Below are 15,305 nucleotides of genomic sequence, written 5' to 3'. Positions count from 1 at the left end.
GATCTCTTGGAGCTGTTTCGTCACGAAACGCCCGAAAAGTGCACTGCTCGAATATGACATCGTTCCGCACCAAATCACTGGGCGAATGCACCTTTGCGCGGCACCTTCTGCTGCGCAGATGGCAGAGCACCAGCTATCAGGCCGGCTGGCGTTTCCGCTCGGATTGGTTTCAGCCGGAGGTCCGCTCCGTGGTGACTTCCCTCGCCACAAGCGCGGCGGTTCCGGCAACCTCAGCCAAATCCCTGGGCGCCGCCAGGGCGAGGAACGGAGTGAGTATCGGCGAGACCATGACGGATTTCAGGGCACTTTTTACTGCGGCCAAACAATCCCTGGACATCGATGCCCTCCAATCATTGGCAGAAGGCTGGGCGGAAGTTGCTGAGACGGCCCCGCCCATTTCCTGCACCGACGTGTACACGGGCCTGGCCAGCAAAGCCCATTTTCAGCGACGCATCCATGAAGTGTCCGGGATCGCCACTGAATGTCAGGGGGCACACGCACTGGCCGTCATCTCGGTTCCCGGCCCGCAGGAAACCCGCAGTCATTGCTGGACGTTGCTGGCCCTCATAGGGGAGGTCGTCAAGGCGCAACTGGGTGGAACAGGCGCCACAGCCATGTACTTGGACTCCGCGGTCCATGTTCTCTTTCCGCTCAGTGAAGGCAACCTCGCCCGGGTGATGAAATGCAGAACAGCCATGGAGGAGGTCGGTGACGGCGCCCTCAGGCCGTCGCGCATCAAGTTCTATCCACTGGCAGGAGGGACGGCGGCAGTATCAACAGCCGCCCCCTCCAAAGCCCCGGTGGTCTCTTTCTTCGAATCGAGCTAAGACCCGGTTCCATCGCGTCATGAAATGCGCGGTACGGCCACTCACCCTCTGATGGATCGTTCCCGGGCTCTCCGGGGATCGACCATCAAACGCGGCTCGCGCTGGCATGGGTTGGGGGCCAGCGCGAGCCGTTCCAACGCCATGTGCCGGCGACAGGAATTCGGGGAATGCCGCAGCCCGGTGCATGGTTGAGGAAAGTGCACCAACGCACCACCGCCAGCCAAGGAGAGCCATGAGTTCATCTGCCACAGCAACCGACCCGCGGATCGCCCGATGGGAGCGGTTCCGTGAGGGCCGTAACTCAGCGCTTGCCACAGGGCATGGCTGGCTGACCCTGACCTCCTTCCAGTGGCTGGCCGAAGAACCGTCCGAGGTCGAGCTCGCGCCCGGGCTCTGGTCCACTGACGGAACAACAGCATTTCTGACTGCCAGCGCCGCAGACGGCCTCACATTGGTGGCCAGCGGTGACAAGGTGGACGGCACCATCAGCGCGGTCTTGGAAGACGAAGAATCCCTGATGTGGGTCCAGTGCGGAGGCGCAGACGGCAAGCAGGTAGTGGTTGAGCTGGCCATGCGTGCCGACAAGTACGCCATCCGGACCCGGGATGACGCATCTCCGGTCCTGACAGAGTTCACGGGCGTGCCGACCTACGACTACAACCCTGACTGGGTGGTCACTGGCCGCTTCGAGCCGTATGAAGAACCCCAGGACGTCCCCATCGGAACGGCCAACCCCCTGGTGGACGGCGTACACCGTTCCGTGGGCGAGGTTGTTTTCCAAGTCCCCGGCATCGGGCACGGGATCCGGCTCCATGCCGAGGCGGAGAAGCTCGGCGCGCTCAACGTCACGTTCCACGATGAAACCAATGGCGACACAACGGACGAGTGGCGCAAGGTCTTCATTCCCCGGCCCCGGCCTGACGGCTCGGTGGTGATCGATTTCAACCGTGCCATCAACTACCCCAGCGCCTTCACCCCATACGGCACCTGCCCCATGCCCGTCCGGGGAAATTCGATCGACGTCCGGGTGGAGGCCGGTGAGAAGGTCCCCCAGGCCTAGGCAGCCCCGGCTCCGGCCTGGGCCTAGGCGATAGCGGAAACGCCCGTCACGGCGCGGCCTACGATCAGCGAGTTGATCTCATAGGAGCCTTCGTAGGTGTAGATTGCCTCGGCGTCAGCGAAGATCTTGGCCATCCGGTAATCGGTGACGATCCCGTTCCCGCCCAGGATGGAACGGCCCCGCGCCACGGTTTCGCGCATCCGCGCACTGCAGTAGGCCTTCGCGAGCGCCACTTGGGCCATATCCGCACCACCGTGCCGGAGACCATGCGCGTCAGTGAAGATATCCTCCTGCAGTTGGGCTATGCGGACCATCATCCCCATGCTGGCCACCGCGTTACCGAGCATTTCCACCAGGTGCTGCTGGATGAGCTGGAACCTGGCCAGCGGCTTTCCAAACTGCAAGCGCTCGACGGCGTACTGCCGGGCGACGTCGAAAGCGGCCAACTGCTGGCCTACCGCCTGCCAGGCGACCATGATGCGGGAGCCGCGCAGAAGGTGGTTGGTGTCGGCAAAGCTGCTGATGCCTGAGAACCTGTCTGCCTCGGCCACTTCCACGTCCCTGAAGACGATGTCGGCGTTCTGCACGGTCCGGAGTGCGATTTTGTTCTCGATCCGGCTCCTGGTGATGCCGGGCAACGAAGCGTCCACGATGAATGCCCGCACGGCTCCGTCGGCTTCGTCCTTGGCCCATACCAGCATGTAATCGCAGAACGTCCCGTTGCCGATCCAGCGCTTGGCGCCGTTGAGCACCCAGTAGTCGCCGCCGTCGGACGCTGGGCGTGCCACGCGGCGGGCCGTGGTTTCCATGCCACCGGCGACGTCGGAACCGTGGTCCGGTTCGGTGAGCGCAAAGGCGCCTGTGGTGCGGAGGTTCGAGGCGTCGTCGAGGTAGCGGTCCTGCTGGGAGTCGCTGCCGAAGTCGTACAGGGACTCGACGAAGAGATCGTGGTGGACCATGAAGAAGGTGGCGATCGAGGTGTCGACGCGCGTCATCTCCGCGATGACCAGGCCGGCGAAAAGATGGGTATACCCCCGCTGGGCCGGCGCGCTGAGCCGCAGCGCGGCGAGTTTCGGCAGGATATGCTCCGGAAATTCCGCTTTCTCCCACCATTGCCCGGCGTACGGCGCGATCTCGGAGGCGAGAAACGCCCGGAGTTCGTTGAGTTTCCGCTGTTCCTGGACGCTCAGGAGCGACTCGAAGTCGAAGAAGTCCGCTGTGGGAAGATCCGCTGCTGACGCCTGGGTGCCACCTGAGGATCCCGCCGTTACCGGTGTGCCGCTGTAGTCGCCCATCATTTGATGCCCATCCGGATGGCCCCATCCAGGCGGATGGTTTCACCGTTCAACATGGCGTTTTCCACGATGTGCGCGGCCAGGTTGGCGTATTCGGCGGCCCGGCCCAGGCGTGCGGGGTGCGGGACCTGCTGGCCCAGCGAGTCCTGGGCCGCTTGGGGAAGTCCGGCCATCATGGGTGTTTCAAAGATGCCCGGGGCAATGGTGTCCACCCGGATCAGCGAGCGCGCCAGCTCGCGCGCCAGCGGCAGCGTCATGGCAGCCACCGCTCCCTTGGAGGCGGCGTAGGCGGGCTGACCGATCTGGCCTTCGAAGGCCGCCACGGATGCGGTGTTGATGATGACGCCGCGTTCGGGACCACCCAGCCCGGTGGTCACCGGTTCTGTTTCCACCATGGAAGCAGCTGCCAGCCGGATCACGTTGAACGTGCCGATGAGGTTTATTTGGATCACTTTGTTGAAGGTCTCCAAGGGCAGGACGCCGTCCCGGCCGAGGACCTTTCCCGGCGTCGCGATACCGGCGCAGTTGACCACGATGCGCAGCGGCCCCAGTGATGTCGCCGCGTCCACGGCGGCCTGGACCTGGGCCTCGTTGGTGACGTCCGCAGGAGCGAAGACCGCCTTGCCTCCGCTGCTCCCGGCGTTGAGTTCCGCCGCGTAGGCCTCGCCTGCGGACTGGGGCAGGTCCACCAGAACCACTGATGCTCCGGCGTCGAACAGGCGCTTTGCGGTGGCAGCGCCCAAACCTGAAGCTCCTCCAGTGACCAGTGCCACCGTGCCGTTGATGTCCATCCATCCTCCTTGATGCAGAACCCAAATCCGTTAATGCATGTTAACTGGAATTGTGAGCCAGTGCACGCCCGGTCCCCGGATAGGCTGTTCCCATGCCCGTGCACGATGCCCTCGACAACCAACCGCTCCCCACCCCGGATGATGCCGATTGGGCCGGCCGCGCCGACCAGGCAGCCCGTTCCGTGACCCGCAGCTTCGGGCGGCGGCTGCTCTTCCTGCCCGGCACGCACATCGGCGCCATCAGGATCCCGGGGAACACGCTCCGCAGCCTGCTGGGCCCCTGGCACTACTGGTGGCAGGCACATTATGTGGATTGCCTGGTGGACACGGGTCGCCGGGAGCTCGCCAGGAAAACAAGGTTCGACGGCGGGTCCCGCCCGAGCGCCGGAAGGCTCGCTTCCCGGCTGGTCACCACTATCCGGCTAAGGAACCTGTTCAGGTTCGAGAACCACTACTACGACGACATGGCATGGCTCGCCCTCTCAACGCTCAGGCTCGAAAGGCTCGCGGAGGAGACCCGGAAACCGGGGCGCCGACGCAACGCGTACATCCAAAAACGGTTGACGCTGCAGTTCGATTCTGCGTCCACTGACGATCTGGGCGGCGGGACGTTCTGGAGTACCAAGAGGGACTTCAAGAACACTCCTGCTACCGCACCCGTGGCCCTGTATTTCGCCCGGACCGGCCGCCGCGAGCGGGCACAGGCCCTGGTGGGATGGCTCAATTCCAGGCTGCTTCATCCCGAACGCGGCGTTTATCAGGACGGGATCCGGATCAGGAACGGTGAACCCGTCCTGGAGGAAGCCGTGTACACCTACAACCAAGGCCCGGTTCTTGGGGCGCTGCTGGAACTCGGCGGCCCGGACAACCTTGAACGGGCAGCGCAGCTGGTGGCGGCCACTGACCGGGAGTTGACGGTTCCCGGCACCCGGGTGATCCGAGGCGATGGAACCGGCGACGGCGGCCTGTTCACCGGGATCCTGGTCCGCTACCTCGCTTTGGCGGGACGGGACGAACGGCTTCCCTTGGAGGCGCGCACGGTTGCCCGCGAACTGGTCCTCGCCACCGCCGGGGCCTTTTGGACAGGCCGCCGTGAAGCACCGGAATTGGTGCGCGGCACGCCGACAGGACACACTCCGTTGCTCTTCTCCCCCAACCCCCTGAGTCCGGCGACCGAGACCTATCCGGCGGGTGCCGGCGTCGAACTTTCCACCCAACTCCAGGCCTGGATGACTTTCGAGGCCGCCGCCACGCTTTAGCCGGCGGGTTTCGGGGGTGTGGCGGGCTGTTTCTTTTGCGGATAAGGCGTTTCGTGGCGGGACAGCATCTCCACGAACCCGGCGATTTTGCGCGCCCGGGTATCGGCCCGCTTGACCAGGTTGGTGCGGTGGACCAGGGCGAAGCGGTTCTGGGACGTGAGGACGTCGAACATGGCCTGCGCCTCAGGAACAGCGGCGATGGCAGCGGCGAGGTCGTCCGGAACCACGGAGTCGGCAGGGCCGGCGTAGGCAGCCTCCCAGCGGCCGTCGGCTTTCGCAGCGTCGACGGCCGCGCGGCCGGCGTCGGTCATCCTGCCCTCGGCTTCGAGCCGGGCAATATGGCCCACATTCCGCGCGGACCAGATGCTGCGGCGACCCCGCGGGGTCATGCGCTGGAAGTAGCTTTCGGCGTCCCGGCTCCTGGACTGCCCGTCGATCCAACCGAAACACAGGGCCTCGTCCAGGGCGGCGTCGTAGTCCAGTTCCGTGACGTTGCCGCCCTTTTTGTGCAGGATCAACCACACGCCAGGGCTCTCTGCTGCGTGTTCAGCCAGCCAGGCGCGCCAGGCCGTGCCGTCTTTGACTACCAATTCCTCAAGCTCAATGGGCATGGTCCCATTCTGCTGGTGAAAGGGCGGGACCCGATACGGGCACGCGGAATAGGCTTGGAACGACGCCCAGAACCTGGAGGACCAATGTTGCGCGCACGCCCCATCCATTACACGTCCCGTCCGGAACAGTGGTCCGTACTCATGCGGGCCCTGGGTTTGGTGGTGACCGTCGAGGACGGTGACTGGTTGGAGTTCGACGCCGGTTCCGGGCGCGTCGCCCTGGGGCGTGTGGAGCACGGACACCCCCTGGATGGCAGCACGGTCTTCAGCGTCGAGGCAGGAGATTTGGAAGAGTTCGCGCGGCGTACCGACGACGACGGCACGCAGGCCGAAGTCCACCATGGCCCCGACGGGCCTGCCGTCCGGATCTCCTCGGACGACGGATTCGAGTTCTTCGCCTTCCCGGCCACGCGTGCCGCTGATGGCTCCTGGGCCACGTCCGCCGACGCTGATCCCGCCCTCACTGTCGTGGCGACCTGGGTCAGCCCGCTGGTGGCCCTGGCCGCCGTCGACCTCCGGAACATCGGCGCACGCCCACGCGCCGACGACGACGAATCGGCCTCCTTCACCACGAAGAACGGCGGCGTCCTGCGGGTAATCCACGGCGCGGACAGCACCAACGGCGACCTCGCGTTCGAATACGACGGCGACCTGGAATCCTTGCTGGGACGGCTGAAGGCAGCGGACATCGAGGCGAGGATCAGCGAGGACGTCCTGTACGTGGCCAATCCGGATGCCGTGGGCGGTTCCGCGCCGGCGTCGATTGTGGTGGAGAAGGCCCCCGGCTCCCATCCGTAATACAGCCGAGAGCGTAACGGCCCCGGCAACCGGAATGCCTCCACGGAACTTCGGCCGGGGATGCGGTAGAACTTAACCATGAGCGTACGTACACCGGACCCGTATCCAGGCTGGCTTTCTGATGAGGACCTCTTCGAAGCCCGCGGCCGCCTCCCCATGGTCTACGTGGAGGCCGTCCCCGTCCGGCTGGATCCGCTCGGATACGTGAACGAGGTTGGCACGCTCCTGCAAGGCGACGCCGACGGCAACATGGTGCGCTATCTCGTCTCCGGCCGCGTCCTCTACCGCGAAACCATCCGCGCGGCGCTTCTACGGCACATGGAAAAGGACCTCGGTCCCCTGGCCTTCCCGCAACTGCCCATCAGCCCCGTTCCCTTCACCGTGGCCGAATACTTCCCGGCGCCGTCCCAGACAGGCTTCACGGACGACCGCCAGCACGCGGTTTCCCTCGCCTATGTCATTCCGGTGACCGGAGAATGCGATCCGCGCCAGGACGCCCTGGAACTGACCTGGATGACGCCGCAGGAAGTGCTGAGCGAGAACGTCCAGCAGGAATTCGACGGCGGCCGGGGCAACCTCGTGCGGCAGGCTTTGGCATTCTCGGGCGTGATCCTCTAGCGGGTCCCGGCCCCGGCAGCAGCGCGTCTTTGTAGACTGGACGGCGGACCCCAAGAGAACCAAAGGACTTCCGATGACTCACAGCCCAGCCACACAGCAGTACAGAGAGAAGCAGGCTGGGGACCTGCGGCCCGGGGACTTTGTGTTCCCGCCCGGTGACGGGCCGGCCCAGGAAATCGTCAGTATCGACGTCGAAAACGATGACTACGGCGTTGCCGCTTTGCTGCGCCTGGCAATGGACGACGGCGGCACGGTGCGGATCGCTGTCGCGTCCAGTGTTCCTGTGGGTGACGGGGCTCCGGCCGACTCAGGCGCGGACGCCGGCGACGCCGGCACGGCCGACTCGCCCGGGCCCGACTCCGGCACCGCCGACTCCAGCACCACGGACTCCAGCACCTCCTCCGAAGCCGACGCCGATGCTCCCGCCGGACCCGCCGTCGTCGTGCCTCCACGGCCGGAAACGCCGCCCGCCTACACCGGACCGAGTGCTGAAGAACTCGCGCTCATTCCCGAACCCGAAGGAACCCCGGAAGCTGTGGTGAGCGCCGCCGCGGCCAACCACAAGGGCAAAAACGGCGTGCAAGTGCTCGCAGACCGGCTCGCGAAGGGCATCAACACCAAATCCGGAAGCTGCCTCCGGGACCTCAGCAACCTCGCATTCGATCTGTGCATTGTGCTGCGGGATCCGGACCACGCTTTGGAGGTCGCGGATCTGCTGAACGTTCTGCCGTTCGATGGAAACCTGGACCGGTGGGCGTCGATCGAGCGTGCTTTGGCGTTGTCCAGTTTCATCTGCCGCGAGGCCGGCCAGACTGAACGCGCCGCCGTCTACGAGAAGCTGCTCCGGGCACCGGAGTCCCAGGAAGAGGACCCGTTCAAGGCCCGGATCAACGCCAGGGTGCGGCAGCGCTCGCTCAACGAACCCAACCTTTATGACAAGGAAATCTTCCGCGCGATCGACAACGGCAACCACGAAGCCGAACGCGAATGGCGCTTCCTGCGCCTCGAAGCGCTGATGTTCCTGCGCGCCCACGGCGGGTCCAAGACCATTGGCGAGGACGAGCTGGCCCGAAGGATCGCAAACGAACTGGAATCGGTCCGCGCCTAAGCCGTTTTCCGGGAAATTCAAGACCTGTTATGTGGGCGCCAACGGCGGTAGATTCGGGGCCATGACGAACAATCTGAGCGTTGTGGTTAATGCCGATGCGCAGCAGGTTTGGAACATGCTGCGCGAACCGTCGTTGGTTGCCCAATGGCACGGTTGGGAAGCCGACGATCTCGCCGACGAAATCAAGCAAATCTACTTCAACACGGACGTTGTGGAAGGACCCGATCACACCAGCCTCACCGTCAACGGCGGGGACATCTTTGAACTGCACCCCGTCTCCGGCGGCACGGAAGTAAGAATCACCAGGGTCGCCCTGGACCACGATTCCGAGTGGGCTGACTGGGACGAGGACATCACGCAGGGCTGGCTCACGTTCCTGCATCAGCTGCGCTTCGCCCTGGAACGGCACCCGCACGGGCACCGGCGGACGCACTTCGTCTCGCTGCCGGGCAAAGGCGGCCCCGCGATCGAGAAGCTGGGGCTCGGAGATTTGCCGCCCGTTGGGGAGGAGTACTCACTCACTCTCGCGACGGGTGAGAAGATCTCCGGCAAGGTCTGGTTCAAGAGCCGGCACCAGGTTGGCCTCACCGTCCACAGCTACGCCGAGCACGGGGATGGGCTTTTGATCGTCGCCGAGCAGCTGCCAATTCCGGAGAAAAGGCCCGACGGCGGCTCCATGGTGATTGCCTCCACGTACGATCTGGGGGCCCACACCTTGGCGGACATCCGGTCGTCGTGGGACAACTGGAAAGCTGAAAACTACGGGTCGTAGCCTTACCCGGGCAGGTTACCCACGGTAAAGCTGGCACACTTGGTAGCGTGCCAGCTTCAGTTCCTGCTCCTGCTTCTTCCCCTGCGCTGCCCGGTTTGTCCGACCGGCAATCCGAGTTCTCCTTCTCGGTGGGCACGCGCCTGACTGAGACGTGCTCGCCGTCGGACGCTCAAGTGGACGCCAACGGCGGCGCCTTCCTGGGCCGCACCGGGACCATCACCACGCCGCACGGGACCATCCAGACGCCCGCGTTCATCGCCGTCGGGACCAAAGCCACCGTCAAAGCGGTGCTGCCTGAGTCCATCGCCGAGCTCGGCGCCCAGGCCGTCCTTGCCAACGCCTACCACCTGTACCTGCAGCCCGGCCCCGAAATCCTCGACGCCGCCGGCGGGCTGGGCGCGTTCATGAACTGGTCCGGGCCCACCTTCACCGACTCCGGCGGATTCCAGGTGATGAGCCTGGGTTCGGGGTTCAAGAAGGTCATCGACATGAAGAACGTGGATTCTTCCGGCCCCGATGACGCCGTGGCTCCCGGCAAGGAGCGGCTGGCCCACATTGACGATGACGGCGTCTGGTTCAAGTCGCACCTGAACGGGGACCGGCACCGCTTCTCCCCCGAGATCTCCATGCAGGTTCAGCACCAGATCGGCGCGGACATCATGTTCGCCTTTGACGAGCTCACCACGCTGCAAAATTCGCGGGCGTACCAGGAAGAGTCACTGGAGCGGACCCGTTTGTGGGCGCTGCGGTGTTTGGAAGAGCACGCTTCACTGACCGCTTCCCGCGTGGGCAAGCCGTACCAGGCACTGTTCGGCGTGATCCAGGGCGCCCAGTATGAGGACCTTCGCCGCAAGGCTTGCCAGGACCTCGGTGCCATGCCCTTCGACGGCTACGGAATCGGCGGTGCGCTGGAGAAGGAAAACCTGGGCACGATCGTCCGCTGGTGCAACGAGGAACTTCCCGAGGACAAGCCGCGGCACCTGCTGGGCATCTCCGAGCCGGACGACATCTTTACGGCCATCGAGAACGGCGCCGACACGTTCGACTGCGTCTCCCCCACCCGTGTGGCCCGGAACTCCGCGTTCTACACTCCGTTCGGGCGCTTCAACTTGTCGGGAGCCCGCTACAAGACGGACTTCGGCCCCCTGCAGGACGGCTGTGACTGCTACACGTGCGTGAATTACTCCCGCGCGTACATCCACCACCTGTTCAAGGCCAAGGAAATGATCTCGGCAACGCTGATCTCCATCCACAACGAGCGATTCGTGGTGAAGATGGTGGACGATGCCCGCCTTGCCATCGAATCCGGGGACTTCTTTGAGTTCAAGGCCGAGACGCTGGGGCGCTACTACTCGTAGGCCGGGGTTGCGCTCGCTCCCGGCCCGACGCCCGCTGGCGCGCTCCCGCTGGCGCGCCGAGATCGCGGGTCCGGTGCCAAATCGCTAGTCCGGTTCCAAATCGCTGGAGCTGAGCCGCGACCTCGCACAGCTCCCGCGTCGTCGGCATGACTACAGCGATCTCAAGCGTTTTCCACATAGCGGCAGCAGGGGCTGTCTTGGGGCGGACGCGCAGCCAAGGCTGGTTACATGAGCCAGAAACTTATGCCGACCCTCCCCCAGCTGGGAACACTGTGGCGCACACAGCAACTCAACGAACTGGGACTTGGTTCACGCGCAATCGCCGGATTGGTCCGGAAGGGTGAGCTTCTCCGTGTACGCCAGGGATGCTACGTCCGAAAGGCGGCGTGGGACAAACAGCCCGTCGACGCCCGCGGTAAACAACTGATTCACGCGCATGCTCACGGAACGCTCGTCACGTCCAAAGGGGACTTCGTCTACAGCCATACTTCCGCGGCCCGCCTGCACGGCTTGTTCCTATGGAACGTGGACCAGCTGATCCATGTCATTCTTCCCACCAACCCCTCCAGCGGCCGGCTTGGCAAGGACGTCCGCGGCCACAGGCTGCGGTTGCCGGCCTCCCAGATCGTCACCGTGGAGTACCTACCCGTAACGGACCTGGAACGAACGGTGGTGGACTGTGCCATGACCCTGAGCTACCCGCAGGCCCTGATCATCATGGATCATGCGCTTCGGCTCGGAGCCGACAGGCTTCTCATGATGGCGTGCGCCGGTGCCTCAACGGGACGCCGAGGAGTCACGACCCTGCGGAGATGCTTGGCCAATGCTGACCCCGCCTCCGAATCCGCAGGTGAGACGCTGTGCCGTGATCTCCTCCAGCGGCTCAAGTTGCCGATGCCCGAGTCGCAGGTAGAGGTGCAAAGCCGGATGGGCCGCTACCGGATGGACTTTGCGTGGAAGAAGGAGAAGGTGGCCCTGCAGTTCGACGGAGAGGTGAAGTACTTCAAGTACGCCCGTACGGATCGGGTGATCTTTGAGGAACGACGCCGGGAGAAAGCACTCGTTGAGGACGGCTGGTTCTTTATCCGGGTGGAGTGGCGGGACCTGTTTCAGGAGCAGGAGTTCAAAGCGCGCGTCCTGAAAGCCCTCCGTCGGTGAGCTCAACGCCGGCCGCGAGGACCGCCGTCGTGCTGGTTCGCGAGATCGTTTGGACTGCGCGGGAAGCGGGATCTGTGCGAGATCGCCGCTCGTGTCCGGCGATCTCGCGCAGCCCCAGCGTCCGCAGCGCTGTTCCGGCGAACTCAGCTAACTCCGTAGCTCGGCTCGCGCTTCTTGATCCAGCCGACAACCAGCACGGTGACCGGCACGAACAGGAACTCCACGGCGGTCTTGTAGACGAAGCCCACCAGGACGTAGTTGACGAACGAGCCGGCGTCGGTGATGCCGATGACCGACGCCGCGATGCTGCAGAAAATCAGGGTGTCCACGAACTCGCCCACCACCGAGGAGCCCATGAGGCGGGCCCACAGGCTCTTCTCACCCGTGCGTGCCTTCATCTTCACAAGGATCCACGAGTTGATGGTCTGGCCGGCCAGGAACGCAAGCAGCGACGCGAGCACGATCTGCGGCACGGGACCGAGGGCGCCCTCGATGGCGGCCTGCTTGGCGGTTCCGTAGTCGTCGTTGAAGCCGGGAAGAATGATGATCACCCAGTAGCAGAGGGATGCGAACACCGAGAGGGCAAAGGAAGTGATGATGGCCTTGCGTGCCACTTTGAAGCCGTAGACCTCGCTCATGACATCGCCCAGGATGTAGGCCAGCGGGAACAGGAAGAACCCGCCATCGGTGATGATCGGTCCGAGCACCACACCCTTCGAGGCGCCGATATTGGACAGGATCAGCACCACGGCCATGACGGCAAGCATGATGCCGAAGTACGGTGATCCGATCGAGGCGAAGCGGGGTGCAGGCTTGCTCAGCGTGCTGGAGCCGGAGGGCGAGGGCATGGGTCATCCATTTCGTAGTGGTTCGCGCAGGCATCCTGTTCCGAGGAGCCCCGCTGTATTAGCACTGGGGTGGTGGGGCATGCAGCCGGCACCTCCACCATTCTCCCACCCCCTTCAACCAAACCCTCCCTCACACCCCACCCCCTTCAACCAAACCCTCCCTCACACCCCACCCCCTTCAACCAAACCCTCCCTCACACCCCACCCCCTTCAACCAAACCCTCCCTCACATCCCACACCCCACACCCCCTCATCTTTTGAACACGTTCAAGAATGTGTGCCATACTCATTTCTGAACACGTTCAAAATTTCCGTCAGGAGCACCGCATGGCCGCGAAAAGTGAGCAGACCCGCCAACTGGTGGCCGACGTCGCGCTGAAGATGTTCCGCGAGGTCGGCTTTGAAAAAACCACCATGCGCGCCATCGCCCAGGAAGCCGGGGTGTCGGTCGGCAATGCGTACTACTACTTCGCATCCAAGGATGAACTGGTCCAAGAGCTATACATCCAGGTACAGGATGAGCATGCAGTTGCCGCAGCGCTGGCACTCGAAAATGCCCAAGACCTCGCGGGCCGGCTCAAGGCGGTCCTCCACACCGGCATCGATGTCATGGCGCCGTATCACCAATTCGGTTCCGACTTCATCTCAACTGCCATCCGGCCGACGTCGCCTGTCAACCCGTTCGGCGAGGCGTCCACCGCCGCCCGCGACGCTTCGCTCGCGATCTTCCGTTCCGCCGTCGAGGGTTCCTCCCCCGCGGTCGCTAAGAAACTGCGCGCCGATCTGCCCGAATTGCTGTGGCTGGCATACATGGGCGTCGCGTTGTTCTGGGTTTACGACAAATCCGCGGGCCAACGCCGCACGCGAAAACTGATCGACGGTGCGGCACCGCTGGTGGCTCGTGGTTTGTCGCTCGCGAAAATTCCCGGTGTGAGCAAGGTGTTTGACGACGTCCTGGGACTCGTCCGCAGCGTGAAGGAGGACTCGTAATGACCCGGACCGTGGTGATCGCGGGCGCGAACGGCTTCATCGGCAGCTACTTCCGACGGCGGTTTGCTGATGACGGATGGCAGGTGCGGACGGTTGGACGCGGCCCTTCGTCTGACGCGCAATGGAACGACGACGGCGCCATCACCAAGGCGCTGGACGGCGCCGAACTTCTGGTGAACCTCGCCGGACGATCCGTGAACTGCCGCTACGACGAGCGCCACCGTCAGGAAATCCTGGACTCCAGGGTTCTGACCACACGGGCCTTGGGCCGGGCCGTTGCTGCATGTGACGAGCCGCCCAGGACCTGGATCAACTCAAGTACCGGCACCATTTATCGGCATGCCGAGGACCGTCCGCAGTCAGAGATCTCAGGCGAACTGGGCAGCGGGTTTTCCGTAGACGTTGCCCGAGCATGGGAAGACGAGTTGGCGTCGGCTGTTGTGCCGGAGACCCGGAAGATTCCGCTCAGGATTGCGATCGTGCTGGGTCCCGGCGGCGGGGTCATGCCTCCTTTCCGGAACCTTGCGCGGCTGGGTTTGGGTGGGCACATGGGGCCCGGAACGCAGAAGTTCAGCTGGATCCATGTGGAGGACCTGTTCCGGACAGTGTTGTTTCTCCACGAGTGGCCTGAGCTGACCGGTCCGGTCAACGCAGCGTCACCCTACCCGGTGGACAATCGGGAGCTGATGGCACTGGTTCGGCGGAGCCTTGGTATTGCGTTTGGCATCCCGACGCCGTCGTGGCTGCTCGAGGCTGGCTCTGTTCTCATTCGGACCCAGACCGAGCTGGTGCTGAAGAGCCGGTGGGTGGAGCCCCGGAAACTGCTCGACGCGGGGTTCGCATTTGAATACCCATCGTTGGCCGGTGCGCTCAACGAGATCGCCACAGGGCGCCCCAAACCCTCACTCACGTAACCACCCCATCCGCCCAACCCTCACTCACGTAACCACCCCATCCGCCCAACCCTCACTCACCAAACCGCCCCATCCGCCCAACCCTCACTCACGTAACCACCCCATCCGCCCAACCCTCACTCACCAAACCGCCCCATCCGCCCAACCCTCACTCACAAACCGGGAGCAACTATGAACGATGACAGTTGGGCGGACGAGTCCGAGTACGGACTGGTGGCGCCTGGGTCGCGGAATAGCTGGCGGTACGGATCGAAAGACCGGGTAGTGATCGGAGGCGGAGGCCTCGCTGTCGGCGTCGCGGTGGCGCATCTGACTTTCTGCCTGTTGCTTGCAGTCCAGTCACCGGGGGGCTGGGCCCTCGTCTTCTTCATATACAGCCTGATTCCAGTGTGGGCTATCGGTGTTACGGCCGGATCTCTGCTCGGCCTCGTCCTGCGACGCATCACCAACCAATGGATCCACGTGGCGGTCTTTTTCCTCGCCCCGTTGCTCGTCTGCGCGCCATTCGGCGGGCTCTCCCCGAACGGCGCGATCTTCTTTTCAATGTCCATAGCTATTGCAGCTGGCTTCGGACGGCTCGCAATCTGGAAGCTCGTTCGCATCAATAGGCCCCTCCCGATCATGGACGGATGGATGTGAGCGAGCGTCCCCACCAAACCCCCGGGATGTGAGCAAGCGTCCCCACCAAACCCTAGGGATGTGAGCAAGCGTCGGTTGTACCCGGAACGGGGCCCCCTCCACCTCACCCCGAAACCTAAGGAAGTGTTAGGAAATCCCCTCCCACGTTGGTTGTGCCGTGCATCACCCATAGTTTGGAATACGTCCTCTTCACCCCAAGAGGGCCTTTCTTAGTCGACGAAGAGCCATGCGCAAGGACGCCATGAGCACGAGCTTCATG

16 protein-coding genes are annotated in these 15,305 nt (G+C 64.0%); 12 read left to right on the top strand and 4 right to left on the bottom strand.

Annotated features, from left to right (window positions below):
* The first annotated feature begins 53 nt into the window (after nucleotides 1-53).
* A complete protein-coding gene (locus JMY29_RS03380) occupies nucleotides 54-827 on the top strand; it encodes a hypothetical protein (RefSeq protein ID WP_189076156.1) in 774 nt (257 codons plus the stop codon).
* 232 nt (nucleotides 828-1,059) lie between these two features.
* The gene (locus JMY29_RS03375) at nucleotides 1,060-1,887 is read left to right on the top strand and encodes a DUF1684 domain-containing protein (RefSeq protein ID WP_189076157.1); all 828 of its coding nucleotides are present in this window, start codon (nucleotides 1,060-1,062) and stop codon (nucleotides 1,885-1,887) included.
* Between the two features lie 23 nt (nucleotides 1,888-1,910).
* On the opposite strand, the gene JMY29_RS03370 is transcribed toward JMY29_RS03375, so the two are convergent.
* Nucleotides 1,911-3,182 (bottom strand): acyl-CoA dehydrogenase family protein, encoded by a 1,272-nt coding sequence (locus JMY29_RS03370; protein ID WP_374757518.1) that lies wholly within the window; start codon nucleotides 3,180-3,182, stop codon nucleotides 1,911-1,913.
* Nucleotides 3,182-3,973, bottom strand: coding sequence for an SDR family NAD(P)-dependent oxidoreductase (locus tag JMY29_RS03365; protein ID WP_189076159.1), 792 nt, complete (start codon nucleotides 3,971-3,973; stop codon nucleotides 3,182-3,184). Before JMY29_RS03365 ends, JMY29_RS03370 begins: the two co-directional genes overlap by 1 nt.
* Before the next feature lie 92 nt (nucleotides 3,974-4,065).
* Between JMY29_RS03365 and JMY29_RS03360 the strand changes: the two genes are divergently transcribed.
* Nucleotides 4,066-5,232, top strand: a complete 1,167-nt coding sequence (locus tag JMY29_RS03360; protein WP_189076160.1) for a glycoside hydrolase family 76 protein — start codon at nucleotides 4,066-4,068, stop codon at nucleotides 5,230-5,232.
* Here the strand turns inward: JMY29_RS03360 and JMY29_RS03355 are convergent.
* On the bottom strand, nucleotides 5,229-5,843 hold the full coding sequence (locus tag JMY29_RS03355; RefSeq protein WP_189076161.1) for a YdeI/OmpD-associated family protein: 615 nt from the start codon (nucleotides 5,841-5,843) through the stop codon (nucleotides 5,229-5,231). The genes JMY29_RS03360 and JMY29_RS03355 overlap by 4 nt on opposite strands.
* 84 nt (nucleotides 5,844-5,927) lie before the next feature.
* Between JMY29_RS03355 and JMY29_RS03350 the strand changes: the two genes are divergently transcribed.
* The 6 genes from JMY29_RS03350 (at nucleotide 5,928) to JMY29_RS03325 (ending at nucleotide 11,655) form a co-directional block, all read left to right on the top strand.
* A complete protein-coding gene (locus tag JMY29_RS03350; protein WP_189076162.1) occupies nucleotides 5,928-6,641 on the top strand; it encodes a hypothetical protein in 714 nt (237 codons plus the stop codon).
* A 78-nt stretch (nucleotides 6,642-6,719) separates the two neighbouring features.
* Nucleotides 6,720-7,259 carry an NUDIX hydrolase family protein gene (locus JMY29_RS03345; RefSeq protein WP_018778016.1) on the top strand — a complete coding sequence of 180 codons (540 nt, stop codon included), beginning with the start codon at nucleotides 6,720-6,722 and terminating at the stop codon, nucleotides 7,257-7,259.
* A gap of 73 nt (nucleotides 7,260-7,332) precedes the next feature.
* Nucleotides 7,333-8,367 (top strand): DUF6707 family protein, encoded by a 1,035-nt coding sequence (locus tag JMY29_RS03340; protein ID WP_189076163.1) that lies wholly within the window; start codon nucleotides 7,333-7,335, stop codon nucleotides 8,365-8,367.
* Nucleotides 8,368-8,428: 61 nt separating this feature from the next.
* A complete protein-coding gene (locus JMY29_RS03335) occupies nucleotides 8,429-9,139 on the top strand; it encodes an SRPBCC family protein (RefSeq protein ID WP_055976891.1) in 711 nt (236 codons plus the stop codon).
* A gap of 47 nt (nucleotides 9,140-9,186) precedes the next feature.
* Nucleotides 9,187-10,497 carry a tRNA guanosine(34) transglycosylase Tgt gene (tgt, locus tag JMY29_RS03330; protein ID WP_039239673.1) on the top strand — a complete coding sequence of 437 codons (1,311 nt, stop codon included), beginning with the start codon at nucleotides 9,187-9,189 and terminating at the stop codon, nucleotides 10,495-10,497.
* Between the two features lie 228 nt (nucleotides 10,498-10,725).
* Complete coding sequence (locus JMY29_RS03325; RefSeq protein ID WP_189076164.1) at nucleotides 10,726-11,655, top strand: type IV toxin-antitoxin system AbiEi family antitoxin domain-containing protein; 930 nt, start codon at nucleotides 10,726-10,728, stop codon at nucleotides 11,653-11,655.
* Between the two features lie 143 nt (nucleotides 11,656-11,798).
* On the opposite strand, the gene JMY29_RS03320 is transcribed toward JMY29_RS03325, so the two are convergent.
* A complete protein-coding gene (locus JMY29_RS03320; RefSeq protein WP_018778021.1) occupies nucleotides 11,799-12,503 on the bottom strand; it encodes a queuosine precursor transporter in 705 nt (234 codons plus the stop codon).
* Between the two features lie 327 nt (nucleotides 12,504-12,830).
* Here JMY29_RS03320 and JMY29_RS03315 point away from each other — a divergent pair, with 327 nt between their 5' ends.
* The 3 genes from JMY29_RS03315 to JMY29_RS03305 all read left to right on the top strand — a co-directional run bounded on the left by JMY29_RS03315 (nucleotide 12,831) and on the right by JMY29_RS03305 (nucleotide 15,046).
* Entirely contained in the window at nucleotides 12,831-13,493 is a 663-nt protein-coding gene (locus tag JMY29_RS03315; protein WP_189076165.1) for a TetR/AcrR family transcriptional regulator, read from the top strand.
* Nucleotides 13,493-14,407, top strand: coding sequence for a TIGR01777 family oxidoreductase (locus JMY29_RS03310; protein ID WP_189076166.1), 915 nt, complete (start codon nucleotides 13,493-13,495; stop codon nucleotides 14,405-14,407). The genes JMY29_RS03315 and JMY29_RS03310 overlap by 1 nt, the downstream gene beginning before the upstream one ends.
* A gap of 171 nt (nucleotides 14,408-14,578) precedes the next feature.
* The gene (locus tag JMY29_RS03305; protein ID WP_189076167.1) at nucleotides 14,579-15,046 is read left to right on the top strand and encodes a hypothetical protein; all 468 of its coding nucleotides are present in this window, start codon (nucleotides 14,579-14,581) and stop codon (nucleotides 15,044-15,046) included.
* The last annotated feature ends 259 nt before the right edge of the window (nucleotides 15,047-15,305 follow it).

The organism is Paenarthrobacter nicotinovorans, from assembly GCF_021919345.1.
GTDB classification, from domain to species: domain Bacteria; phylum Actinomycetota; class Actinomycetes; order Actinomycetales; family Micrococcaceae; genus Arthrobacter; species Arthrobacter nicotinovorans.
Note: the sequence above shows the minus strand (reverse complement) of the source record. Positions and strands in the feature narration are given on the sequence as shown.

Bases quoted from the DNA above. Each gene is read 5' to 3' on its own strand.
- JMY29_RS03380 (WP_189076156.1), top strand. From the start codon at position 54: ATGACATCGTTCCGCACCAAATCACTGGGCGAATGCACCTTTGCGCGG.
- JMY29_RS03375 (WP_189076157.1), top strand. From the start codon at position 1,060: ATGAGTTCATCTGCCACAGCAACCGACCCGCGGATCGCCCGATGGGAG.
- JMY29_RS03370 (WP_374757518.1), bottom strand. From the start codon at position 3,182: ATGGGCGACTACAGCGGCACACCGGTAACGGCGGGATCCTCAGGTGGC.
- JMY29_RS03365 (WP_189076159.1), bottom strand. From the start codon at position 3,973: ATGGACATCAACGGCACGGTGGCACTGGTCACTGGAGGAGCTTCAGGT.
- JMY29_RS03360 (WP_189076160.1), top strand. From the start codon at position 4,066: ATGCCCGTGCACGATGCCCTCGACAACCAACCGCTCCCCACCCCGGAT.
- JMY29_RS03355 (WP_189076161.1), bottom strand. From the start codon at position 5,843: ATGCCCATTGAGCTTGAGGAATTGGTAGTCAAAGACGGCACGGCCTGG.
- JMY29_RS03350 (WP_189076162.1), top strand. From the start codon at position 5,928: ATGTTGCGCGCACGCCCCATCCATTACACGTCCCGTCCGGAACAGTGG.
- JMY29_RS03345 (WP_018778016.1), top strand. From the start codon at position 6,720: ATGAGCGTACGTACACCGGACCCGTATCCAGGCTGGCTTTCTGATGAG.
- JMY29_RS03340 (WP_189076163.1), top strand. From the start codon at position 7,333: ATGACTCACAGCCCAGCCACACAGCAGTACAGAGAGAAGCAGGCTGGG.
- JMY29_RS03335 (WP_055976891.1), top strand. From the start codon at position 8,429: ATGACGAACAATCTGAGCGTTGTGGTTAATGCCGATGCGCAGCAGGTT.
- JMY29_RS03325 (WP_189076164.1), top strand. From the start codon at position 10,726: ATGAGCCAGAAACTTATGCCGACCCTCCCCCAGCTGGGAACACTGTGG.
- JMY29_RS03320 (WP_018778021.1), bottom strand. From the start codon at position 12,503: ATGCCCTCGCCCTCCGGCTCCAGCACGCTGAGCAAGCCTGCACCCCGC.
- JMY29_RS03315 (WP_189076165.1), top strand. From the start codon at position 12,831: ATGGCCGCGAAAAGTGAGCAGACCCGCCAACTGGTGGCCGACGTCGCG.
- JMY29_RS03310 (WP_189076166.1), top strand. From the start codon at position 13,493: ATGACCCGGACCGTGGTGATCGCGGGCGCGAACGGCTTCATCGGCAGC.
- JMY29_RS03305 (WP_189076167.1), top strand. From the start codon at position 14,579: ATGAACGATGACAGTTGGGCGGACGAGTCCGAGTACGGACTGGTGGCG.